Origin of the sequence: Thermanaerothrix solaris (assembly GCF_032334255.1) — a bacterium.
Lineage (GTDB): Bacteria > Chloroflexota > Anaerolineae > Anaerolineales > Anaerolineaceae > Thermanaerothrix > Thermanaerothrix solaris.
The window spans coordinates 1,277,884-1,302,108 of the sequence record NZ_JAUHMF010000002.1 but is presented as its reverse complement, the minus strand read 5'-3'; the positions used below and the strand labels follow the sequence as shown (position 1 = coordinate 1,302,108).

Here is a 24,225-nt window from a genome sequence, read left to right as displayed (position 1 = left end):
GGAGCACTTCCATGAAGAAAGCAGATATTGGCGTGATTGGTTTAGGTGTGATGGGTCACAATCTAGCCCTCAATTTCGAGCGGCATGGGTACAGAGTCGCCTTATATAACCGCACCGCAGAAAAAACGCGCAGCCTGCTTGCATCCGCCAAACCCGACCAGCAGTTAATCGGTACGTACTCATTAGAAGAGTTTTGTGCTCATCTGGAACGCCCGCGACGCATCCTTCTCATGGTGCAAGCAGGGAAACCTGTTGACGATATGATTTCCGCTCTGCAACCTCTATTAGAACCTGGTGATATCCTGATTGATGGCGGCAACTCTTACTTCCTAGATACCGAGCGCCGTCACGAAACCCTAAAGGACACTGGCATCCTCTATGTAGGAATGGGAATTTCTGGTGGCGAGGAAGGGGCATTATGGGGACCCAGCCTGATGCCGGGCGGACCTTACCAGGCTTGGGAAAACCTCGCACCCATGCTTCGTGATATTGCCGCTAAGGCCGAAGATGGCGAACCCTGTGTGGACTACATCGGGCCGCGTGGTGCAGGTCATTATGTCAAAATGGTGCATAATGGCATCGAGTATGCTGATATGCAGTTAATTGCTGAAACTTACCACCTGCTCAAGAATGCTTTGGGATTATCGGCGTACCAACTTGCCGATATTTTCGAAAAATGGAATCAGAGCGAATTGCAATCCTACTTGATTCAAATTACTGCCGAAGTACTTCGAAAACGCGATGACGAAACCGGCCACCCACTTGTGGATATGATCCTGGACGAAGCCCAACAAAAAGGCACCGGCAAATGGACCAGCCAGAATGCGCTAGACGTCGGCGCTGCGGTGCCCACGATCAGCGCAGCAGTAGATATGCGCATCCTCTCTGCCTTCAAGCACGAACGCGTCCAGGCCAGCCGTATCCTGAGCGGTCCTACCAAGGCTTACCAAGGTGATCCGGCAAACTTGATCAATCTAACACAGCAGGCTCTATATGCCAGTAAAATGATCGCTTACGCTCAGGGTATGGGATTATTGCGACAAGCCTCCCTCGAATATGGGTATGATCTGAAACTTGACCGCTTAGCAGCCATTTGGCGCGCCGGGTGTATTATCCGTGCGCGACTGTTGGGAGACATCACTGCCGCCTATCAGAGCGACCCAGGCCTGGTTAATTTGCTGTTAGCGCCCGCCTTCCGTGATACGCTGGCTTCGCACCATCAAGCTCTGCGTGAAGTGATAAAAATTGGCATAGATTTGGGTATCCCTATGATGGGCATGAGCACAGCCCTAGCATATTACGATGCCTACCGTAGTGAAAGATTGCCAGCCAATCTTATTCAAGCCCAGCGTGATTACTTTGGCGCCCACACTTACCGCCGTATTGATCGAGATGGAATCTTTCACACTGAATGGACATGAGCGAAGCACCTTCTAATTATCCTCCGCCAACGGCGCTGGTTCTGGTTGCAGTTGTTCCTTCACCGCGTGATCTAGAGATTGCCCGCGTCCTGGGTTGGTATCGCATTCCATTAAAATCGGCCCCCAAAGTCATCGCAGTGGACTACCTTGCTTTCTACCAGACAGCCGCTTTTAGCCCTGATGAACGATGGCGCATCAACTATATCTCCCCTGTTTACGGGCACGAACTCACCTGGCGCCGTGAACTCTTGCGCGATGAACCCAATCATCCTCGCGCAGATGAAGAATACTACAAAATCCAAATCGGCCCACTCCAACGCCTGCCTCAACCAATCGTCGCTGAGAATTGGCGGCGTCTGACGTTTCTTTACACCACTGGAGAATTGTTAAGTCGGGCTCACCGCCTCCAAGATCTAGCGCTCGAAGGCGAAGAACGTGTACTGGTGTGGCGTTCATTGCGGGAACGAGCAGCACATCAGCACACTTACAATGCGGCTACTCTACCCGAGGGAATCAGCAACCTCGATGCAGTGATGCTAGAATTCTTGGGGTTGATTAATCTTTAACCCCATCCTGGGCTTTGGTAGAATTCCACAGAGGTGATTACCTATCTTATTTGACAGTAATCAATCCGGAGGAGAGCACATGCAAATTCTGATTAAATCAGGAACCCTGGTCACGGCTTCAGAAACCATCCAAGCCGATCTGCTCATTGATGGCGAGAAAATCGCCCTCATTGGCCATGATCTCCCAGCCTCCGAAAACGCCCAAATTGTTGACGCCCATGGTAAATATGTGCTTCCTGGGGGCATTGATGTCCATACCCACTTTGACCTGCCGATGTTCGGCACGGTTTCCTCGGATGATCACTATACAGGTCACAAAGCGGCAGCTTTTGGTGGCACCACCACGGTGATTGATTTTGTTCCTCAGGATCTGCCTTCTTTGCGTGCCAATATCGAAGTCTGGCATGCGAAGGCAGACCCCAAAGCGGCAATTGATTTTAGTTTCCACATGAACATTACCAACTTTAACGATCAGGTGGCTGCTGAAATTCCTCACCTCATAGATGAAGGTATCACAACGCTCAAAGTATTTACCGCCTACAATAACCGCCTGCGTTTACAAGATGGGGAGATTTTCCAGGTGATGCGTATTGCTGGCAAACATGGGATGCTGACCATGTTACATGCCGAAAATGGGGACGTTATTGACATTCTGGTAGCAGAGGCTCTAGCCGCTGGTCACACAACTCCCGAATGGCACGCCCATACCCGTCCTGCCTGGGGCGCAGTTGAAGCCTTCTTGCGTGGCGCTGCGCTTGCCGCCCAAGCCGAGGCCCCTCTCTATGTGGTTCATATGAACGCCGCAGGTGAAGTGGATCAATTAGCCTACGTCCGCGAAAAAGGCTTGCCCGTTATGGGGGAAACATGTCCGCAGTATCTTTTCTTCACCGTTGAGGATCTGCGCCGCCCTGATGGTGCTAAATGGATCTGCTCACCCCCTATGCGCACCGCTACCGACAACCAACGCCTATGGGAAGGTCTTATCAACGGCACTATCCAAGTTCTTGCCACAGATCATTGTCCCTTCTTTTACGATGGAACAAAACCTATCCTTTACGAAGGACAGCCGGTTAAGATACCAGGTAAGGAATTGGGAAAAGATGACTTTACTAAAATTCCTAATGGGCTGCCCGCTGTTGGGGACCGACTTCCGATATTCTGGACCACCGCAGTTGTTTCAGGCAAGATCACACCCAACCAATTTGTGGCACTTACCAGCACCAATCCGGCCAAAATTTTTGGCCTATATCCTCAAAAGGGCAGTCTGATGCCAGGCGCCGATGCCGACATTGTCATTTGGGATCCCAATAAAAAAGTGACTTACGGAGTCGCTTACGCTCAGCACCGCACCGATTACAATCTCTTCGAAGGCTGGGAATTGACCGGCTTCCCGGAAAAAGTTTTCCTGCGCGGGAATTTGATTGTAGATGGCCGTGAGTGGCGAGGTCGGCCAGGCATGGGGCGCTACCTGTATCGCAAACCTTTTGCCGAAGTTTTATGATCCTATTATGCGCCTTTTAATATTGGCTGTACTTCCCCTATTGGGAGCGATAGGGGTTGGATTAGTCCAACGATCTCGTCGCGGCGTGGGTTCGGCATGGCTAATTAGCGTCATCACGGTGCTCATCGGATGGGGACTGAGCCTAATGAGCACCTGGCAAGCCGCTTACTCCCAGATCACTATCCCCTGGTTGCTTCCTTCCTCTTCCTTCCGATCCATCATCGCCTTTTCTTCGGATTCTAACCGTTGGGTTTACATTCTGTTGGCTTTTACCCTCGGAACAACTGTCTTATTGACCGCACCTTCGCGCCTCGCACTTCAGAGTGGACCCAAGAATTGGATAGCCAACCTAATCAATATTGCAGTATTGATCCCAGCCCTCTCAGCAGAGGATGTAACGGCAATAGCCTTATCCTGGACTTTGTTGGATAGCGTAGCAATCCTAACTGAGCACCTTCTTATTGGTGTACCCCCACGAAAAAGCATGATCAATCTTCTCGGACGCTGGCTCAGCACGCTACTCATTATCGGTGTCGCCCTGAGCCAAACACCACCAGGCTCCCAACTAGATCCGCGCTCATGGTCCCAACTTTCCGGAATGTTATTTTTCTTGGGAATTGCGTTACGGGTTGGTCTAATACCCCTTGGTGCGGGCATTTCGTTCTCCACGCAAGCGAATCGAGGGGTTTGGACAGTTTTGAATTATCAAAATCCTCTTTTGGGCTTGGCTCTATTGACCCGATTTGCCGGCCCAGAACTTTCAGCATCATTTGGGCTTTCAGCGCTTCCTCTGCTTTTGTCATTGTGGGGGGTTGTTAACGCGCTCTTGTGGGGTAACAGCCCTGAAGCTTCGCAGGGCTTTCCCCATTGGATCGCGGCCATGAGCAGTCTTGCCCTTACCAGTGCATACACGGCGAATGCTTCTCCCCTCCCCTGGGCACTACTGATAGTATTGATGGGGACTTGTCCCCTGCTTGCTATGTTTGTCTTACCACCACGACAAGTTTTTCTCTTCATTAACCTTCTAACTTTCTCAACGCTTCCGCTCACACCATTGGCAGGTGGATGGCAAGGCCTCATGACCACATTAGGAGGATGGATATGGCCATTGACCGTGGCGATATCCATTACGGGATGGTACCACCACATGGATAACGCCAAAAGTTCACTTGTCACCTCAGAACGCTGGATTGTGGCGGTTTATGGGCTTGGGCTTCTATTACTTCCCCTCACCGCTTGGGGATTATGGGGTCTCAAACCAACCCTTTACACGCAAGCGTGGCTGGCGGGAAGCATTACTTTTCTTCTGACTTTGGCAGGCGTATTGGGGCTCCACCATCGGATAATACCCCTTTCGAGCGCCCGCCCATTTTTCGTTTGGCTCGGTCAACGCATAAATCAGACTCAGCATTCTTTTGTTCAATTTTTTTCGCTAATCTGGCTGATAAATGGTTTTACTCTCCTGCATAAAGGGTTGAAACCGTTGGCCCATTTCCTTGAAGGAGTGTTAGAAGGAGAAAGCGGCCTTCTGTGGGCACTCGTTCTCCTGGCGCTCTTACTCTCTCTCGCCAATGCAAGCGGAATATCTCCATGAATCTAGCGTGGTTACATCTGATTCTGTTTAGCCTAACCGCTCTGTTTGCCCTTCTTGAGGTAGATTATCGTTTCCGTCTGGTGGCGGTGGCTCTCCAATATATGATTCTCTTTTGGGTAGTTAGTACCTCCCTCAGCGTGGGCTTGGCATTGGTGAAATTAATCGTAGGTTTGGCCGCCACCATCCTTCTAGGCGCTGCCATCTGGAACATGGCCATAAACAAGACGCGTAAGGTCCCCTGGTCACAGCAAGCCTTCCGACTTATTAGCGGCGGAATGATGGTGGGTTTGGCCTTCTCTTTTCAACCCTCAACCGCCGCCTGGTTGCCCGTCGAGCCTCTTTACTTGAGGGCAGGAATTATCCTGTCTGGCTGTGGTATCCTTATGAATGGTTTTTCACGCCACCCTTTAATCGCTACGTTAGGGTTGCTTGAAGTCTTCTCTGGCTTCGAATTAGTCTTTGCCTTTATGGTCAATTCAGTGCTTATGACCGGTTTGCTTGCCCTGGTCACTTTGGGGCTCGCAGCCATTGGCGCTTATCTAACTATTGCCCACCAATCTTCGGGATTTCGATAATGAGTACCCCTTGGCTTTGGATCGTTTTTCCCCTAATCCTAGCAATCATTTTGTGGGTTTTACGCCAGTATCGTCAGCTCACCCTTGGGCTATCCGTTGGGTTTTGCATAATTCTAGCCCTTGCAGCAACAGCGCTCCCCCTGGGCGGGACATTGCGCCTGGGAAATTGGTCGTTCGAATTGAACCCCATCTTGACTATCCTGGGGCGGCAACTTCGCCTGACCTCGTCAGATCGCCCTCTCTTAATCCTAATTTACGGCGCCAGTGCGTGGTGGTTCCTGGGCGCAATGCGTCATCACACCTCTCCATTTTTCATACCTCACGCACTGGCATCTGTAGCACTTCTTATTGCTGCCTTCGCCGTAGAACCTTTTATATACACTGCACCACTTCTTGCTCTAGCAGTTCTTGTTGCCATCCCGGCACTATCTCCACCGCACCAGACGCCTTCTCCCGCCATTCTACGCTTCTTGACTCTCCAAATTCTGGCGGTTCCTTTAATTCTTATTGGAGGATGGCTATTAAGCCAATATGAGAATATCCCTCAGCAAACAGAAAGCGTCTTACCGGCTATCTTGCTGGTTGCAACAGGATTTGCATTGTGGTTGACCATCTTTCCCTTTCACACCTGGGCTGTGATGCTGCCACAAGATAATCCCCCCTATGAGGCCGGCTTCTTTCTTGTTCTGATTACAACTTCAGGCTTTTTAGTATTTCTAGATTTTCTTAACAGTACCCCTTGGATTCGTAACCTTATGGTATTTACGACATCGCTTCAACTCGTAGGGATTATCATGATCTTATATGCTGGTCTGGGTGCGTTATCTACCGCAAACCTGAACCGATTACTGGGTTATAGCCTGATGCTCGATTCGGGCTTTGCACTTATCGCCATTGCGCTGGGTTCTGCCCAAAGAGTAACCTATTTCTTAGAATTGTTGCCTGGACGAGTTCTGGGAACTTTCTTGCTAACTCAATCCCTGGACTCTTTCCGGAATCTCGCCAAAGCACCTTCTATGTTTTCGCTCGAACCATTAAAGCCAATGTCCTGGGCATCGCTCGGATTCCTGACCGGTTATTTCTCTTTGGGTGGTTTGCCTTTGCTCGCAAGTTTCCCCGTCCGTCAAGAGATTCTCTTCAATCTAGCACAACAATCGCTCCCTGCAGTCATGGGAGTGCTTCTAGGAAACGTTCTCTTTCTAATTAACGGAATACGTCTTATCAGTTACACATTAGAATCCACCCCTGAAACTACACCATTCGCCAATGGCTTCAGAACCGTATCCCCTTTAACCCTAATTAGTATCGTCGGAATTCTTGCTCTGGGCTTGTTTCCCGCTTCTCTTCTCAGCCCCGCGCTCCAAGTCGCTCAGAGTTTTATCAATCTGGCCCGTTAATCTTTATTTCATTTCTTTCGCCTTATGTGGTTAAAATCTGACTATAATTGGAGCACCCCTCACCTGCAAATTTCGATCACTGTGCCGTGAAAGGACCGCCTAATGGATCTTGAGCAATTAATAAAACGTCTGGATTGGCTTGAAGAAGAACGGCGTAAGGATAAATTGCTGATCACCACGCTTCAAGAACGAATTGCAGACCTCGAAGAGGGATATCCACGGTCGTTACAACAACTCACTGCCCTGGAAGGGGAACTCGCTCGCTTGAGCGCCAACTTATCTCGTTTCGACCAGATCGAGACAAGCATTGCTCAGGTACGCGTTGAATTAACACGGATGATTCAAGATTTAGAAAAACAGCGTGCCGAACGCGATCGTGAAGCAGATCGAATGCGCTTGGCCGACTTAGAAGCCCTAAACAAAGCTATTGCTGAGGTACGTAAAAGCCTGGAAGCCATCCCTGAACTGCGCAAAGGTCTACAGGCTCGAATCGAAGAAGAAGGTCGCTTGAGCCGGCTGATTGATGCACTGGAGCAACAGATTGAACAATATCAACGTGCAGACGAAGAATTTCGGCGTCAACAAAAACTTCTAGAAGACAATCAGCGCCAGGATGCCAAGCGGGTGATTGACCTTCAAGGCGAGGTAGCGGCTATTCGTAAACGTCTGGATGAACAACGGGGGAAAATGGATGTTATCGGCGACGTTCAGCGTAAACTTGAAGCAAAGATCAATGAACTGATCGCCGCAGAAAATGAACGTAAACAAAGCCAAATCGCCTTTATGGATAAACAAAACATGCTGGCGTTTGAACGCGAACGCACCTGGCAAGAATGGCAGGCTCGATTTGAAGAAATGGAAGCCACAGCCGCCAACCTCGATGCTCAGATTCAGACGCTTGAAGCTACCCACCGCTCCATCAAGCGCGCCCAAGAAGCGTTTGAAGATATCACGGCTCGCTTTGAACGTCGGATCAATGAGATTACCGAGATGCAACGCCTGGTAGAGGATCGCTTTCGCCAGGAATGGGCAAGTTTTAAGGCCGATGACCAAAAACGATGGGCAAATTATCTCTTGGTCCAGGAAGAACAAAATCGTGATTTGATCCGCCAGATCAACCAACTCAACGAACGGCTCACCAACCTGGAAGATGCGGTTCAAGAACTTCAAGATTCACTTTCACTCTTCACTGAAGAGGCGCATAAACGCCTCCAAAAACTCCTGGCGTTTTCGCGCGAATTACTGGAAACTTACGAGCAATTAATCGCCCAGAATCCTTAGGTAAGTATGGTCACGCATGTTATTGGTACTGCCGGGCACGTAGATCATGGAAAATCAACCTTAGTCGCTGCACTCACCGGCATCCACCCTGACCGCCTCAAGGAAGAGCAGGAACGGGAGATGACCATAGATCTAGGCTTTGCCTGGCTCACCCTTCCCAACGGCGAAAGTGTGGGGATTGTTGATGTTCCCGGGCACCGCGATTTTATTGAAAATATGCTGGCCGGTGTCGGCGGGATAGATGCTGCGCTTTTGGTTATTGCCGCCGATGAAGGAATCATGCCTCAAACGCGGGAGCACTTGATTATCCTGGATCTGCTTGGAGTCGAACGAGGAATTGTGGTATTGAGCAAAATTGACCTTGTAGATGATCCAGAGTGGCTTGACCTTATTGAAAGCGACATACGACATGCCCTTCAAGGTACAACGCTACAAAACGCACCCATTGTACGCGTTTCAGCCAACACCCGCGCCGGTCTTGATATCTTGCTCGAAACATTGGAGCACCTCTTGGCCGACACACCTTCGCGCCCAGACTTAGGGAAACCCCGCCTGCCTATAGACCGAGTCTTTTCGATCTCTGGATTTGGCACGGTAGTTACAGGAACCTTGATAGATGGCTGCCTGAATCTAGGCGACGAAATTGAGATTTTACCCAAAGGATTAAAGGGGCGCATTCGAGGGTTGCAAACGCATAAAAAGAAAACCCCGTACGCCCAGCCTGGTAGCCGCACTGCGGTTAATATCAGCGGCATTGAAGTAAAACAAATTCAACGCGGAGATGTTCTCACCCTACCAGGGCTATATCAACCGACCCAACGCCTGGATGCCCGCTGTCGTCTGATCCCCGATGCACACGCTCCGCTTCAGCATAATAGCGAAGTTAAAGTGTTCGTGGGTAGCAGTGAAGTGCTGGCAAGGGTGCGTGTGCTAGGCACTGAAGCCATCCACCCTGGCGAAGAGGGATGGCTGCAGTTAGAAACCTACTCTCCCCTCGTTGTCTCACGTGGCGATCGTTTTATTTTACGTCGTCCATCACCCGGTGAAACAATTGGCGGAGGAATTGTACTGGAGCCCCACCCACAAAAGCGTTATCGCCGATTTGATCCCCAAACCTTAGAGCATCTCTCGGTGTTGAGTCAGGGTACTTCCGATAAAACCCTACTTGTCACACTCCAGAACGCCGGTCCGCTCCCTCTTTCTCTTGCCGCAAAACGCGCCGGGCTCACCACAGAGGAAATTTTTCGCATTCTCAATGATCCCGATGGATCAAAACATTTCTTTGCACTTGCCGCGGTTGATTCCCCCAATGAGGAACCTTTCCTTTTCACGCTCACACAGTGGCAGGATCTGCAACGAAAAGCGCTCTCAATCGTGGAACATTATCATCATCAATATCCTTTGCGGATTGGCATTCCCCGCGAAGCCCTGCGGAGTCAACTGCGTCTATCCCCACCCCTTTTTCAGGCCGCTTTGCATCAATGGCTGAGAACCGGGATGCTGAGTGAACAAGGGCAATTTATTGCCCATCCTCAACACAAAGTGCGATTCAACACTCAACAGACGATACAGGTTGAGCATCTCTTAAGGCGCTTCGCCATAACCCCTTATGCCCCACCTACGATACGCGAATGCATAGAATTGGTGGGTCAAGAGGTCTTCAATGCTCTGATTGAAAACGGAACCATAGTAGCCATTTCTGACGAAATTGCTTTTCGTAAGACCGACTTTCAGACCATGGTGCGTTTTGTCATCTTACACCTAAAAAATCACTCTGCCCTCAGCGTAGCCGAATTTCGAGATCATTTTCAAACATCGCGCCGTTACGCACTGGCTTTTCTAGAATATATGGATGCACTTGGCATTACCCGACGTGATGGTGACGTGCGGATTCTCACTCCTCAGGGTGAGAAAGTGGCTCAAACATTGACAGATTAAAATCTGCTCGGGTATAATATCACTCGCCAATGCCCCGGCATTGCCGCTGGGGCTTGTGCATGTAATATCCCCAACTTCCCCGGGCACAGGCGTTTACCGGCGCGTGTATCCCGGCGAAGTGAAGATTGGAGATGAGGAATGTCAAAATACGCAATTGTCGAAAGTGGTGGTAAGCAATATAAAGTCACCGAAGGGACAACCCTGGATGTAGATCGTCTTCCTGGAGAAGTTGGAGAGCAGGTTGTGCTCGACCAAGTGTTGCTGGTCGCTGAAGATGGCAAGGTGCAAGTTGGTACCCCAACTGTACCTGGCGCTCAGGTCACCGCAACGATCCAGGAACATTTCAAAGGGCCCAAAATCATTGTCTTTAAATATCGCCCGAAAAAACGCTACCGCGTGAAGACCGGTCATCGTCAACAATATACCCGCCTGTTAGTGAATTCTATTTCTGTGGTGGAGTAGGACCTATGGCACACAAGAAAGGTGGCGGTTCCAGCCGCAACGGACGAGATAGCAATTCCCAGCGCTTAGGTGTAAAGCGTTTTGCGGGACAATATGTACTCGCTGGTAATATCCTGGTTCGCCAGCGTGGCACCCGAATTAAGCCCGGCTTGAACGTAGATGTTGGCAAGGATGACACACTTTTCGCCACAGCAGACGGTGTGGTAGTGTTTGAAACGTTGCCAGGCGGACGCAAGCGCGTCAGTGTTGTCCCAGTCGCAGCCGAAGCCTAATGCCATGATGGTATTGGCTTCCTAAATTTATAGGACAGGAAGGCTAACGATGAAAAAAGACATCCATCCGACTTTTTACCCCGACGCCCGGGTTATCTGCGCCTGTGGTAATACCTGGACGACGGGTTCAACCAAAAAAGAAATCCATACCGAGGTGTGCTCAAAATGCCACCCGTTTTACACGGGTCAACAGCAACGCATCCTCGATATTGAAGGGCAAGTAGACCGCTTCTACAAACGTTTGCAGGCTCGCCAGGAATATGTGGAAACCCAAAAAGCACGCGAGCAAGAACGCACGTCTCCCAACCGCCCTATTGCCGATCTCAACCTCGGCCCTCGTCCTACTGAGGCTCTAGAGAAAGCAGGGCTAACTACAGTGGGTCAGGTTTTGGAGAAACTGGCGGAAGGCGAAGCTGCGCTGCTTGCCATCGAGGGATTTGGCCGCCAATCCCTGATCAACCTCAAAAAACGCCTGCGCCAATTAGGCTACACCCTGCCCTCAGCAGCTGAAGAGATTACCGTCTAATCGGGAAACAGAGCCAATAGATCAGGCAGACGCAATTAAACGTCTGCCTGATTTTTTAATCAGCAGGTTCAGAGATTGGGTTAAAATCAAAACAACCCACACCCGCTAAGGAGCATGGCATGAAACATCACGTTGGTTCGGTCGAGGTCATTACCGGTTCCATGTTTAGCGGTAAAACCGATGAACTCATTCGACGGTTGCGGCGCGCCACCATTGCGCGCCAGAAGGTGCAAGTCTTTAAACCCGTCATTGATCAGCGCTATGGTAACGAACAAGTAAAGTCGCATGCTGGAACAGCATTTGATGCGATTCCCATTGAAAAAGCAAGTGACATATTGAAACATTTGGACCCCGATACCACCGTCATAGGCATAGATGAAGCCCAGTTTTTCGACGAGGCGATTGTTACTCTGGTTCAGGAATTGGCTAACCGTGGTATTCGGGTCATTGTCGCTGGGCTGGATACCGATTTTCGGGGCGAACCGTTTGGTTATATGCCCATCCTCATGGCTCAAGCCGAGCGCGTGGATAAATTGCAGGCCATCTGTATGGTTTGCGGTGAACCTGCATGCCGCACCCAGCGCTTGGTTAATGGCAAACCGGCCCATTATAATGATCCCGTGATTATCGTTGGGGCCTCTGAGCTCTATGAAGCCCGCTGTCGTAAGCATCATGTCGTACCCCGTGACTAGAACCATATCCCAAGGAGTTGGGGATGATGTGCAATAGATACGAAGAATTCCTGGAAGAAATCTTAATCCCAGAAGAAGCCTTACGGCAACGGGTAGCAGAACTGGGCGCCCAGATCAGCCAGGATTATAAACATTCAGAAAAACTGGTTCTGCTGTGCATTCTGCGGGGTGGAGTCATGTTTTTAACCGATCTTATCCGCCACCTGACCGTTCCCCATATGGTGGACTTCATGGCTGTTTCATCCTATGGCGCCGGAAGTCGCCAATCCACCGGTCAGGTTCGCATTACCCTGGACTTAAACACCAGCATTGAAGATTGCGATGTGCTCATCGTAGAAGATATTATTGACAGCGGGCGCACTCTGGCTTCTGTGATTAACCTGCTATCTGCTCGCAAGCCGCGTAGTCTAGCCGTATGTACCTTATTAGATAAGGCTGAACGGCGCGAGGTTGAGGTTCCCCTGCGGTATGTCGGCTTTACAATTCCCAACAAATTCGTCTTTGGCTACGGGCTCGACCTGGATGAACTTTATCGTAACTTGCCCTTTATCGGCGTCGTTAATGAAGAAAAATATCAGCAGAGCCGGTTAAAACGCGAATGTTAATTACGTTTGAAGCGTTATTTCCTGTCCCTGCACTCCCCCAATTGTTGCGCCGGTTGAGCCATGCCAATCGGCGTATCTTTCTGGTCGGAGGCATTTTGCGCGATGCCCTTTTAGAAAAACACAGTCACGATCTGGATTTTGTGGTCACCCAGGATGTCCACACCATTGCCCGTGCTGTTGCCGATACCTTGGGGGCAGCTCTATATCGCATGGATGAGGAACATGAGACCTACCGAGTTCTGGGACATACATCCAGCGGACAGTCTTTTACGTTAGATTTCTCTCGCATGCGAGGATTGAGCATCGAGCAAGATTTACGCGCCCGTGATTTCACCATCAATGCGCTAGCCATTGACGTTAGCCAACCCGAGATTCTCATTGATCCTCTCAAGGGCGCGCTGGACATTCGGGAAAAGCATCTGCGAGTCTGTGCGAACACCGCTTTTCTGGACGACCCCTTGCGTGTCCTGCGCGGTGTACGACTCGCCAATGCATTGAAATTCCGTCTTCTTCCTGAAACATTGACTCTCTTGCAGCAGGCAGTACCCAGGCTTGAGCAGGTTTCTGCCGAGCGCAAGCGTGATGAATTGTTCCGCATCCTTGAAGGGCCAGATGTCAAAACGGCGTTTCAATTAATGGATCACCTGGGAATCCTTCCCTTTATCTTACCCGAGTTGACCAAACTTAAAAGGGTATCCCAACCTCAACCACATGTATTTGATGTCTGGCAACATACATTATCCACATTGGATTATCTGGAACGGCTCTTTGGCTTGTTGGTTGCTGAATACGAAGAGGACAAAGCCGCCTCATTGACCATGGGTACAGCAACCCTTTACCTGGGACGTTTCCGCGATGCATTTATGAGCCATTTTTCCGCCCGACTAAACCCCAACCGTAGTTTGAAAGCGCTTTTGTTTTTTACCGCAGCCTATCATGATAGTGGAAAACCCGCTGCAGCGGGACTCCATCCCAATGGGCGCTTGCACTTTATCGGTCACGAGCGGATCAGCAGCGAATACTTCCAGACCCGTGCGCGTGCTCTTGCGCTAAGTAATGATGAGATCGCTTATGGCGACAAGGTCATCCGCCATCATATGCGCATCCATCACCTGGTTAATGCTCAACAAAGCCCGACTCGTCGTGCCATTTATCGCTTCTTTCGTGATGTCGGCTCGGCAGGTGTGGACATATGCTTGCTTTCACTTGCCGACACGCTGGCAACCTATCACACCACTCTACCTCAGGACGTGTGGGCGCGAGAATTACTCATTTGCCAACAATTCCTTGAAGCCTGGTGGTACCAGCAGGAAAATATCATCCAGCCACCACCCCTGCTGCGAGGCGATGACTTAATGGCTTACCTTGGCTTAAAGCCTGGACCCATGATCGGAAAACTTCTCGAAGCGATTCGTGAAGCCCAGGCCAGTGGTGACATTGAAAACCGCGAAGAAGCCCTCCACCTTGCACGAACCCTGATCGCGAATTGGAATGATTCGGCTTTGGATGGAGGTAGAAATGAGCCCTGAACCAGTCTTACTTTCCTACGATCTTCATGGCAACGGCGCTCCGGTGATTTTTCTACACGGATTTCCCTTTAACCGCCATATTTGGGATGATCTCATTCCCTACCTGAGTCCTTACATCCAAATGATCCTTCCTGATCTGCGCGGTTTTGGTCATTCACCCGCCAGTGAGGATGTCCTTTCCATGGAACTACTGGCAGAGGATATATACCATCTCATGGATCATCTTGGACTTGAACGAGCAGCATTGGTGGGTCATTCAATGGGAGGATATGTCGCTCTAGCGTTTGCTCACCTTTACTCCCAGCGATTGACTGGCCTGGCCCTGGTGGCCTCTCACGCTGATCCCGACCCACCTGCGCGACGCGAAGCACGCTACTTTACCGTGGCGCAAATTCGGGAGCGTGGAATTCTTCCCTTATTAGAAGATATGCCTCCACGCTTAACCCCCAACCCAACCGTACAAGAAAAAGTGCGCCGATTCATTCAAGCCTGCTCACCCCAAACGGCGATTTATGCGTTATTGGGAATGGCAGAACGCGCAGACGCCAATCTATGGCTACGCGAAATTAATGTTCCAGTCTTGATCGTAACTGGCTCGGCCGATCCGCTCATTGAATCGGCACGGATCCAGGCGATGCTTGAACAAATCCCCGTGGCTTCCTGGGTCGAACTCCCCGGAATCGGCCATATGCCGATGCTCGAAGCTCCGGCAGCGTTGGCGCGTGCTCTCTTGGGTTGGGTTCAACAATTTCAAGGATAAATCTCGGTCAGGACCGGTTCATAAAAACACCGGCAACCCAGCCCATTCGAGCACCCCTCAATGGGCAACAGAGGAACCTGATCCTTGGGATAAGTGCCATACATCTTGCGGCAAGTTGGGCAGGCATCGGCAGCAACCGCAAGGCGAATCATGCTGACACGCGGGTTGGCCTGCATTTTCTTTAGAGCCACCCTGGTTGTGGAATACTCATATAAATCTGCCCCACAGGTCGGGCAAAGTGTTTCGGTATCAGGCACTTGAGTTTGGCAACGCGAGCATGTTTGCATTGTGGTTTCTCTCCCTGAAGATTTCAGTATGCCCAACGCCGCCTATTTTACTATACTTTTGGTTAAGAAAAAACCGCCCCGCCTCTATTGCAAAGGCGGGGCGATTCGCTCACTATGCGGCCTTATTGGTAGTTTTTGATCAATCCGACCCGCTCGTTGAATTCCGTAATGAGCGCGTCAATCTCCTCTACCTGACTTTGCAACTCGGTCCAGTAGTTGCGATCATACCACTGGGCCAAAATCTCTTCGTAGGTCTTGCCTTGCTGCTCCACCCAGGTATAGTACTTCAAATTGTGTACCCGTCGGCGATCCGCGTAGCGCAGTTCGAGGAGATAATCAACGCTCTGTCCCTGCAGGCTGCGGGCGTAGGCTTCTGCTGCATGGTACGGGGTAAATTCACCGTACTGCTCGCGATATTCCTGGATCCGGCTACCATAAAGTTCCATGGAATCGGTGAGGACGATGAGCATAATATCGTTCTCACCCATCTCGTAATACTTAGCTGTCTTAATGGCAGAGAGCAGGTTGGCAATCCCGGAGAAACCGAGGAGATCCAATTTCGAAACGACCTCTTCTGGCACACCTTTGCGCACCAGATACTCCCGCCCGGTCGGCTCGTTGAACAGGCGCATCACTGCGACCACGTCATTATCATCAATGGCCGCTACCAGATCGGTATTCTTGACGTTGTGAATCCACGGCACATGTTTATCTCCAATGCCCTCGATGCGATGCGCACCAAAGCCGTTCTCAAAGAGGGTCGGGCATTGCAAGGCTTCACCAGCCACGATTTTACTGTTGGGGAAGAGTTGTTTCAGGTAGTCGCCACAGGCAATTGTACCGGCAGAACCGGTAGTCAGCGCCACGCCACGGAATTCGTCCTTCGGGCCCATGATGCGCTTGAGCACTTCTTCCATGGCGTGGCCGGTGACCTCATAGTGCCACAAATAATTACCGAATTCTTCAAACTGGTTGAAGATCATCAAGTCCTGGCCTGAACGGCGCAGTTCCCAGCATTTATCAAAGATTTCCTTAACGTTAGATTCACTACCGGGGGTAGCGATCACCTCGCTGGCAATCTTTGATAGCCACTCGAAACGTTCCTTGCTCATCCCTTCGGGCAAGATCGCAATCGAGTCACAAGCCAGCAGAGCCGAATCATACGCGCCTCCACGGCAGTAATTGCCGGTCGAGGGCCATACAGCTTTCTGAGTCGTAGGATCAAACTGCCCGGTCACCAAACGCGGCACCAGACACCCAAACGCCGCACCAACCTTATGCGCACCGGTAGGAAACCACTTACCCACCAAGCCAATGATTCGCGCCGGTACGCCAGTCAGACTGCTGGGGAACTCCAGTGTATTGACCGGGCCAAAGCCGCCCCCAAACGGCACTGGCTCATTCTTCCAGGTGATACGGAAGAGATTGCGCGGATGAACATCCCAGAGTCCAATGTTGCGCAGTTCTTCTTTAATCCGCGCAGGGATCAAATCGGGATTCTTCATCTGAGCAAAAGTGGGAATGATAATATTGCGCTCCCGGACGCGTTGAATGGTTCGTTCGCGTCGCTCAGGAATGACCGTTAAATCAATTTTTGCCATCGTTTCACACTCCTCTTGATTTATGATTTTTTCTCTATGGTTTGATCATCAGAGGGCACTTCGCGTACGACATAAAGCGGACGCCCTTTGACTTCATCGTAAATACGACCGACATACTCACCTAAAATCCCGAGCGAGATTAACTGCACACCGCCCAGGAACAACACCGCAATTAAGGTTGAGGCTTGACCAAAAAAGGCCTGGGGCTGCAAAGCGCGTAAGATGATCACCACAGGAATCGCCACAATCGCCAAACCAGCCGCTAAAAATCCGAGATAGGTTGCTAATTGCAGTGGAAAGTAGGAAAAACTGGTAATCGCGTTTAGGGCAAGGCGGAGCATCTTACGCAGAGGATATTTGGTTTCACCCGCGTAGCGAGGAGCTCGCTTGTAAGGAACGCCAATCTGGCGAAACCCTACCCAGGCCGACATTCCCCGTAAAAAACGGTGATGCTCACGCATTCGGCTCAAGACATCCACCACTTTGCGATCCATCAGACGAAAATCACCTGTATCTACCGGGATCTTGACATCAGTAATGCGGTAGATCAGCCGGTAGAATGCTGCCGCGGTGAATTTCTTAAACCACGTTTCGCCCTCGCGTTCGGTGCGTACGGCGTAAACCACCTCATATCCCTCTCGCCATTTGGCAATGAGATCAAGGATCACCTCCGGTGGATCCTGCAAATCGGCATCAATGATCACCACGGCTTGCCCGCGGCTGTAGTCCAAACCAGCGGTCACTGCGATTTGGTGACCGAAGTTGCGCGCAAAGATGACTGGCCGCACGCGCCGATCCTGCTCTGCTAACCGCTTGATGATCTCGGTGGAGCGATCACGAGAGCCATCATCCACCAGCACCAGTTCCCAGGGTTCGCCCGTGCTCTCCATTACCGCCACAATTCGGCGGTAAAGTTCATCCAGGCAACCCTCTTCGTTATAAACTGGCACAACAATCGAAAAAGTTGGTGTTTCCATGACCCTCACGCTGTTTGACTTAAATGGGCTTTAAGCGCGGAAAGGGAGGGCTCGATAACTGGTGCTTCTTTTACTGCCTGCATAGCCGCCCGAATATCCTTGAGGCCGCTTCCGGTATTCAATACCAGAATTGGATCGTCGGGTGTCACAAGTCCTTGCTGAAGCGCCTTCTTCAACCCAGCATATGCCGTAGCCCCTGCGGGTTCGGCAAAAATGCCTACGCGCCCCAAATCCGCAATGGCTTTCAGTATCTCACTATCGGGAACGGTGATATAGGCACCGTTGGTCTGGCGGGCTGCCCGCACCGCACGCACGCCGTCGCGTGGCAAATCCACTGATATGCTATCAGCAATAGTTTGAGCCGATACCGGCTCAATGACCTCAGTGCCCTTGAAATAAGCGTTTGCCACAGCGGCCGATCCTTCAGACTGCACGCCAAAAATTCGTGGCATTTGCTCTAGCCAACCCAATGTCGCCAGATCCTTGAAGCCTTTATGGATACCAGAGATAATATTTCCATCGCCTACGGAGACGAACACACATAACGGCCGCGAGCCCGCGCGCATATTCAGGATCACCTGCTCCCATATTTCTAATGCAGCCGTCTTTTTACCTTCAGCCGTGAAGGGGTTATAACCAGTATTGCGGCAATACCAACCAAATTCCTGACTTGCCTGAATGGTCAAATCAAACGCCTGGTCATAATTACCATCCACCAGGATCACTTGTGCCCCAAACACCAGCAGTTGGGCGACTTTTGCGGGGGGTGCCGTCTTGGGGGCAAAGATCACCGCCTTTTGTCCGATGGCCGCCGCCATACCCGCGAGTGCCGCACCTGCATTGCCTGTCGAGGCCGTAACGACGACCTCAGCCTTGATCTGACGCGCCCGTGCTACCACAACCGCGCTGGCGCGGTCTTTAAATGACGCGGTAGGATTGCGCCCCTCATCCTTTACCCACAAGGTCTTAATTCCCAGTTCTTTTGCCAGGCGCTGTGGCGTATAAACCGGCGTCCACCCCACCATGCGCAAAGGGGTTCCCTCGCCTCCGGGATCTTCAACCGGGAGCAGGGGCAAGTAGCGCCATATTGAGTAATCTCTACGGCTTGTGATATCGTTGACCTGAAAACGATTCTTGATTTCTGTGTAATCAAGCCAAACATCCAGGTTTCCCCCATCCTTCGGACAGGTATACGTGACCTGATCCGGCTGGTACTCCGTACCACACAGTGAACAGCGATAGCCGACAAAATTACCCATGAGAATCTCCTGCCATCAAGAATTGAATTGACTTACTCTTTTTCGAACGGCACCCCAAGCGCTGCCGGCGGTGAGGTGCGCATTGCTCGTAACACCCGTGCGATAGCATGGCGCATTTGTTCAGGCAAACCTGCCAAAGTCCGATCCACCCATTCTGCGTTCCCCACATTGACCAGCAAAAGAGTCAAAATCATTAAGGGGAAAGGTGCCACCTGAAGCACCTGGGAAGGAACATTGGGTAAACTGGGCTGTAAGACCAACCCTAACCACTGTAAAAAGGCAAAGAAGTACGCACCCAAGGCTGCTCGCAGTGGGTTCCAACCCCCAAAAATGGTCAACGCTAGCGCGATCCAGCCAATCCCATCCAGGCCGGAAATCGTTCCCTTCCACCCCGCCTTGACACTAAGCGAATACATTGGACCGGCCAATCCGATCAACGCGCCACCCACTATGGTGTAAATGTAACGGAGTAAATTGACGTTTGCGCCTCGCACATAGGCCGCCGCAGGTCGTTCACCGATACCCTGGAGCATCAGTCCTGGGCGAGTACGGAAAATATAAACATAGGCCAGAACAATCAGCACAAAACTCAAATAGGTCATGAGATCATGCTGAAAGAAAACAGTCCCCAATATAGGGATGTAAGCCAATCCGGGGATGGGCAGGTGAGGCAACCGTGGCCCCGAAAGTCCCATATAGGGATTACCCAGAAAATAGGCTAAATCTCGACATAAGAGCGCAAGAACGAAGCCAACCGCAACCTGAGACTGTTTCAAGGTGATACTGGCAAAGGCTACAATCAGAGCCACAAGGGCACCAATAACTGCCCCAACCAGCAATCCCAATACCACATTTCCGGTGGTTACGGCAACTGCAAAGCCGGCCATTGCAGTGAGCAGAATGGCGCCATTAACAGAAAGATTGATTACCCCCGAGCGCTCAATAATCGTTTCGCCGATGGCCGCAAACACAATTGGTGCGGCTGAAGCCAGAATACCTGCAATCCCAATAACCAAGGCTGTATCCATGCGCCCTCCTTATCGTCGTCGCAGAATGCGTTGACGGACGCCGTCCATAAGCAGCACCGCTAACACCAGTGCGCCCTGCAACACGCCCGAAAGCGTTGAGTCCAGTTTCATCACAATAGGCAACTGGATGCTCCCAATGTTGAGCGCTGCGAAGAACAAGGCAACTGGGGCGGCCCATGTAGGCTGATAGTTGATCAACATGGCCACCAGCATTCCCAAAAATCCATACCCTGACGAAATTGACGGGATCAGCCGGTGATAGACTCCTAACACTTGCACTGCACCGGCCAACCCGGCAAAGAGCCCACACAGCAAAAATGCTGCCCACATGTACTGCGTGGTAGGGATGCCAAGCAAAAATGCAGCCCGTCGGTTTCGCCCCACCGCCTTTAACTTCAAGCCAAAATAGGTGCCCTGTAACAGGAGATATATGATCACGATACCGACAATTCCCACTATCAACGACCACGGACTGATGCGCAACCCTGTAAACGTGGGCAACCAAAGGGCTTCTTTAAAGGGCTCGGTGCCGCTCATCGAACCGATCCCCGGGCGCTTCCAAGGGCCGAAGATCAACCAGATGGTCAAGGCCGTTGCGACAAAGTTCATACCCAGACCACCAAAGATCTCATTGACACCGCCATAAATCTTGAGAAATGCCACCACACTAGCCCATAACATGCCCCCCAGCGCCCCGCTCAGAAAGCCAATCGCAATGATTAATCCCGCGGGGAGGCTACTGTCCTGAAGTACCCGCAATGCCCATGTGGTGAAGATCGCCCCCAACGTGATCTGCCCCTCAACCCCAATATTCCACAATCCCGCCGTATAGGTCACCAAAAGCCCTGATGTGGCTAGTAGAAGTGGCACCCAAGCCACAAGCACATCACTAAATTTATTGATAGATCCCACTGAACCCACAACAATGTTGCGGTAAGCCTCAAGAGGATCTGCTTTTGCCAGCACCATCACCAAAGAGGTAAATACTAGTGCTAATGCAATGGCCAGAAGTTGAAAGGCAAGATTGGTCCACCGGGATGACGCTTTTACCATGGCTACTCCATACGATTAGAATCCCTTGCCACCGATTAACTGGCCTAATTCCTCTACACTCGTCTTGGTGGCTTCTATAGGTTGAGAGACCTTACCACCAAAGAAGACCAATATACGATCGCTATAATGCAGGATTTCTTCCAAATCTGCAGAGGTAAAGATAATCGCCGTGCCTTGACGACAACGTTCTTTCAACTTACCCCATATCCAAATCGTGGATTCAATATCCAAGCCACGGGTAGGATGTTCCAAGAGCAGCAAGTTAAGCGGTTGTCGCAGCATCGCCAATAACGCCCGCTGTTGATTCCCACCCGAAAGTGACTCCACCGTACTGGTAGGCATACCCTTGATGGAAAAATCAGCAATGCGTTGTGTCGTCAGTGCTGCAGCCTTTTGCCGATTGACGACAAACCCTTCTTGAGGCTCGGCTAAAACAAAATGTTCGGTAAGGGTAAGACCTGGAATTAATCCCTCCTCCAAACGCGCTGCCGGTACGTAGGTAATACCTGCCTCCAGGAACTCACGATAAGGACGTCCAGTAAGCCGCTTACTATCGAGGAGAATCTCACCAGCAACCGGACGAATAATACCCGCACAGGCTTGGAGAAATTGGCGCTGACCCGACCCCTCCATACCGGCTAAACCGATCACTTCTCCCCGGTGCACAGTGAGAGACACATCACGAATCTGCAAGCGATAATCTTCAATACTGATGTTTTCAAGGCGGAAAAGGGGTTCCTTTGAATCAAAATGGGTCTTATCTTCCGGCACTACCACCTTGCCAAACATCAACTTGACTAATTCCTCAGTTCGGTAGGGTGGTTCCAATTCACCCACCAACTTTCCTTGGCGCAAGACAGCAACGCGATGACACAGTTCTTCCACTTCTTCCAGTTTATGAGAGACGAAAATAACCGTCATCCCCTGCTCGGCCAGGGCACGCAACGTCGCAAATAATTTTTCTTTTTGATTGGCACTAATACCTGTCGTTGGTTCATCCAAAATTAACACTCTGGCCCCTAACCAGAGCAAGCGCATAATCTCTAATTGTTGGCGTTCACCTACGGTCAGGGTATCCACATAAGCATAGGGATCAATATTGAAACCAAACCGCGCTTGTAAATCCTGCATGGCCCGTATCGCTTCCGCGCGATTGGGAAATAATCCACCGCGATGGCCGATGAGCAAATTGTCCACCACCCGCATGGGTGGAAAATCTAGCGGATCCTGATGAAGCATTCCTACCCCATGGCGGATTGCGTCAGCAGGGGATTCGATTTTCACCGGTTTCCCGTCCAGACGAATTTCCCCTTCATCGGCCTGATAGAACCCGGAAAGAATTTTCATCAACGTGCTTTTTCCAGCGCCATTCTCACCCAGCAATCCCTGAATAACCCCGCTAGGAATGTGCAGGGTGATGCCATCATTGGCATGAACGGGACCAAACCACTTGTGAATGTTGATCAGTTCAACGTTCATCTCGCACCCGGCCATTAGAGAATGGGGGAAGGCTTGAAATGCCTTCCCCCCTGGTTTCCGAACTATTGGCTAACGCTCTGGCCCTCCATACCCTCAAGCAACTGCGGTAGGTACCAGACCTGGAAGTCAGTAGCCACCTCACCCTCTTTCAGGAAGGGTGTGCCATCCTGGAAGTTGAGCGGGCCCTTCCACAGATTCAACCCACCGGCCAGTTCGGAGATGAACTTATCCAACTGTGCCGAGGCATCGGCGGAGAGAGCCGCACCTTTCACAAAGCCAACGTGGCTGGTATCGGGATTGTTGATGTCGTTCCAGTCTGGGCCAACCCAATCCCACGAGGGCTTCCAGGTGCCCGCAATGGCTTCCTGAATGTATTTGGCATACATCGGGCCCCAATTGAAGTACGGTACGCCCAAGCAGACATCCTGGCCTTCTTCACAAGCGCCGATGTAATCGTACGGAATTGCCCATACCTCTTTCCCCTGGCCACGGAATTTCTTCGCTTCGGCTAATGCCTCGGTCGTGTCAATGCCTGAGATGACCACATCATAGCCGCTGTTGAAGAAATCATCCGCAACTTGGGTCGGGTCTGAGGTCACGCCGGGGATGTTGAACCAGAAGCCAATCCAGGTTACCTTGAACTTCAACTGTGCCGGATCTTTCTGCAGGTACTGGCTCCAGCAGTAACGGGCACCCAAATAAGCCGAAGCAGCCAAGCGGCGTGTTTCATCATTGATGAGCGGACCAAGGTAACCAATTTGACCGGTTTTAGTGGTCAGTGCCGCCGCACACCCAGCGATCATCTTGCCATATTCCATGCGCCCCATCACGTTGCCCAGGTTGGGCAAATCGCGATAATTCTTGCCCTCTTTCCAGGCACCATCACCCGACGCATGGATGACGATAATCTCCGGATGGGCTTTGGCGAATGCCTCGGCGCCATCCTTCATGTCATCCGAGTTGAAGATCACCAATTTAGCGCCCTTGGAAACCAGGTCTTCGGCCAGTTGCTCAGGAGTCGTGCCTGGACGATCAGCCGAGTTGACCTTGTCAATATACACCATCTTTGTTCCAGGCACCTTCTGTTCGACATAGAGGCCAGCATTGTAATGGGCCTCGCTCCAACCATGGTCATTGTAAGGTCCCACCAACAGCATCCCAAAGACGAACTCCTGTGGTTGGGCCGGTTGGGTGGCTTCAGGTGCTTTAGTTGGTTCTGCAGGTTTTGTAGGTTCAGCAGGGGGTTGCGTTGGCGCTGTTGTTGGTGCAGGTGTCGCCGCTGGTTGGCAAGCAGCCAGAATGACCGCTAACACCAATAGGACACTCAGGACAAACCACGTGCGTTTCATAGTTCTTCCTCCTCCTTACTTTTGAGCAATCAGAGTCTTGGAATGGACATCAGCGATACAGAAACCAAACGAA

General features: G+C 51.1%; 23 protein-coding genes and 1 pseudogene. 16 read left to right on the top strand and 8 right to left on the bottom strand.

Annotated elements, in window-relative coordinates:
• Nucleotides 1–11: 11 nt before the first annotated feature.
• The 16 genes and pseudogenes from gndA (at nt 12) to QYE77_RS14180 (ending at nt 15,119) form a co-directional block, all read left to right on the top strand.
• Entirely contained in the window at nt 12–1,421 is a 1,410-nt protein-coding gene (gene gndA, locus QYE77_RS14255; protein WP_315626127.1) for an NADP-dependent phosphogluconate dehydrogenase, read from the top strand.
• Entirely contained in the window at nt 1,418–1,987 is a 570-nt protein-coding gene (locus tag QYE77_RS14250; RefSeq protein ID WP_315626125.1) for a hypothetical protein, read from the top strand. The genes gndA and QYE77_RS14250 overlap by 4 nt, the downstream gene beginning before the upstream one ends.
• A gap of 79 nt (nt 1,988–2,066) precedes the next feature.
• Nucleotides 2,067–3,488: a dihydropyrimidinase gene (gene hydA / locus QYE77_RS14245; RefSeq protein WP_315626123.1), complete on the top strand. Its 1,422-nt coding sequence runs from the start codon at nt 2,067–2,069 to the stop codon at nt 3,486–3,488.
• Between the two features lie 7 nt (nt 3,489–3,495).
• Nucleotides 3,496–5,082 (top strand): hypothetical protein, encoded by a 1,587-nt coding sequence (locus QYE77_RS14240; protein ID WP_315626122.1) that lies wholly within the window; start codon nt 3,496–3,498, stop codon nt 5,080–5,082.
• Nucleotides 5,079–5,657, top strand: a complete 579-nt coding sequence (locus QYE77_RS14235) for a hypothetical protein (protein ID WP_315626120.1) — start codon at nt 5,079–5,081, stop codon at nt 5,655–5,657. The genes QYE77_RS14240 and QYE77_RS14235 overlap by 4 nt, the downstream gene beginning before the upstream one ends.
• A complete protein-coding gene (locus QYE77_RS14230; RefSeq protein ID WP_315626118.1) occupies nt 5,657–7,054 on the top strand; it encodes a proton-conducting transporter transmembrane domain-containing protein in 1,398 nt (465 codons plus the stop codon). The genes QYE77_RS14235 and QYE77_RS14230 overlap by 1 nt, the downstream gene beginning before the upstream one ends.
• A gap of 102 nt (nt 7,055–7,156) precedes the next feature.
• Nucleotides 7,157–8,335 carry a coiled-coil domain-containing protein gene (locus QYE77_RS14225; RefSeq protein ID WP_315626117.1) on the top strand — a complete coding sequence of 393 codons (1,179 nt, stop codon included), beginning with the start codon at nt 7,157–7,159 and terminating at the stop codon, nt 8,333–8,335.
• A gap of 6 nt (nt 8,336–8,341) precedes the next feature.
• Complete coding sequence (gene selB / locus QYE77_RS14220; RefSeq protein ID WP_315626115.1) at nt 8,342–10,273, top strand: selenocysteine-specific translation elongation factor; 1,932 nt, start codon at nt 8,342–8,344, stop codon at nt 10,271–10,273.
• 138 nt (nt 10,274–10,411) lie between these two features.
• Nucleotides 10,412–10,735, top strand: coding sequence for a 50S ribosomal protein L21 (rplU, locus tag QYE77_RS14215; protein ID WP_315626114.1), 324 nt, complete (start codon nt 10,412–10,414; stop codon nt 10,733–10,735).
• 5 nt (nt 10,736–10,740) lie between these two features.
• Nucleotides 10,741–11,007: a 50S ribosomal protein L27 gene (gene rpmA, locus QYE77_RS14210; RefSeq protein WP_315626113.1), complete on the top strand. Its 267-nt coding sequence runs from the start codon at nt 10,741–10,743 to the stop codon at nt 11,005–11,007.
• A 49-nt stretch (nt 11,008–11,056) separates the two neighbouring features.
• Nucleotides 11,057–11,266: pseudogene (gene rpmE / locus QYE77_RS14205) on the top strand (50S ribosomal protein L31); the annotation flags it as partial.
• Between the two features lie 3 nt (nt 11,267–11,269).
• A complete protein-coding gene (locus QYE77_RS14200; RefSeq protein WP_315626142.1) occupies nt 11,270–11,533 on the top strand; it encodes a DNA-directed RNA polymerase subunit alpha C-terminal domain-containing protein in 264 nt (87 codons plus the stop codon).
• Nucleotides 11,534–11,652: 119 nt separating this feature from the next.
• Complete coding sequence (locus tag QYE77_RS14195) at nt 11,653–12,225, top strand: thymidine kinase (protein ID WP_315626112.1); 573 nt, start codon at nt 11,653–11,655, stop codon at nt 12,223–12,225.
• Nucleotides 12,226–12,248: 23 nt separating this feature from the next.
• Nucleotides 12,249–12,830, top strand: a complete 582-nt coding sequence (gene hpt, locus QYE77_RS14190) for a hypoxanthine phosphoribosyltransferase (protein WP_315626111.1) — start codon at nt 12,249–12,251, stop codon at nt 12,828–12,830.
• On the top strand, nt 12,824–14,359 hold the full coding sequence (locus QYE77_RS14185; protein ID WP_315626110.1) for a CCA tRNA nucleotidyltransferase: 1,536 nt from the start codon (nt 12,824–12,826) through the stop codon (nt 14,357–14,359). Before hpt ends, QYE77_RS14185 begins: the two co-directional genes overlap by 7 nt.
• The gene (locus QYE77_RS14180; RefSeq protein WP_315626109.1) at nt 14,349–15,119 is read left to right on the top strand and encodes an alpha/beta fold hydrolase; all 771 of its coding nucleotides are present in this window, start codon (nt 14,349–14,351) and stop codon (nt 15,117–15,119) included. Before QYE77_RS14185 ends, QYE77_RS14180 begins: the two co-directional genes overlap by 11 nt.
• Here the strand turns inward: QYE77_RS14180 and QYE77_RS15415 are convergent.
• From QYE77_RS15415 to QYE77_RS14145, 8 genes are all read right to left on the bottom strand, one after another.
• Nucleotides 15,110–15,406: a double zinc ribbon domain-containing protein gene (locus QYE77_RS15415; RefSeq protein WP_399390562.1), complete on the bottom strand. Its 297-nt coding sequence runs from the start codon at nt 15,404–15,406 to the stop codon at nt 15,110–15,112. The two genes, QYE77_RS14180 and QYE77_RS15415, sit on opposite strands and share 10 nt — an antisense overlap.
• A gap of 122 nt (nt 15,407–15,528) precedes the next feature.
• Entirely contained in the window at nt 15,529–17,007 is a 1,479-nt protein-coding gene (locus QYE77_RS14175; RefSeq protein ID WP_315626108.1) for a pyridoxal-phosphate dependent enzyme, read from the bottom strand.
• 20 nt (nt 17,008–17,027) lie between these two features.
• A complete protein-coding gene (locus QYE77_RS14170; protein WP_315626107.1) occupies nt 17,028–17,984 on the bottom strand; it encodes a glycosyltransferase family 2 protein in 957 nt (318 codons plus the stop codon).
• A 5-nt stretch (nt 17,985–17,989) separates the two neighbouring features.
• On the bottom strand, nt 17,990–19,243 hold the full coding sequence (gene thrC / locus QYE77_RS14165; RefSeq protein ID WP_315626105.1) for a threonine synthase: 1,254 nt from the start codon (nt 19,241–19,243) through the stop codon (nt 17,990–17,992).
• Between the two features lie 32 nt (nt 19,244–19,275).
• A complete protein-coding gene (locus QYE77_RS14160) occupies nt 19,276–20,271 on the bottom strand; it encodes an ABC transporter permease (RefSeq protein ID WP_315626104.1) in 996 nt (331 codons plus the stop codon).
• Between the two features lie 9 nt (nt 20,272–20,280).
• Nucleotides 20,281–21,324 (bottom strand): ABC transporter permease, encoded by a 1,044-nt coding sequence (locus QYE77_RS14155; RefSeq protein WP_315626103.1) that lies wholly within the window; start codon nt 21,322–21,324, stop codon nt 20,281–20,283.
• Between the two features lie 15 nt (nt 21,325–21,339).
• A complete protein-coding gene (locus QYE77_RS14150) occupies nt 21,340–22,803 on the bottom strand; it encodes an ABC transporter ATP-binding protein (RefSeq protein WP_315626102.1) in 1,464 nt (487 codons plus the stop codon).
• A gap of 62 nt (nt 22,804–22,865) precedes the next feature.
• On the bottom strand, nt 22,866–24,152 hold the full coding sequence (locus tag QYE77_RS14145; RefSeq protein WP_315626100.1) for a BMP family lipoprotein: 1,287 nt from the start codon (nt 24,150–24,152) through the stop codon (nt 22,866–22,868).
• Nucleotides 24,153–24,225: the final 73 nt, after the last annotated feature.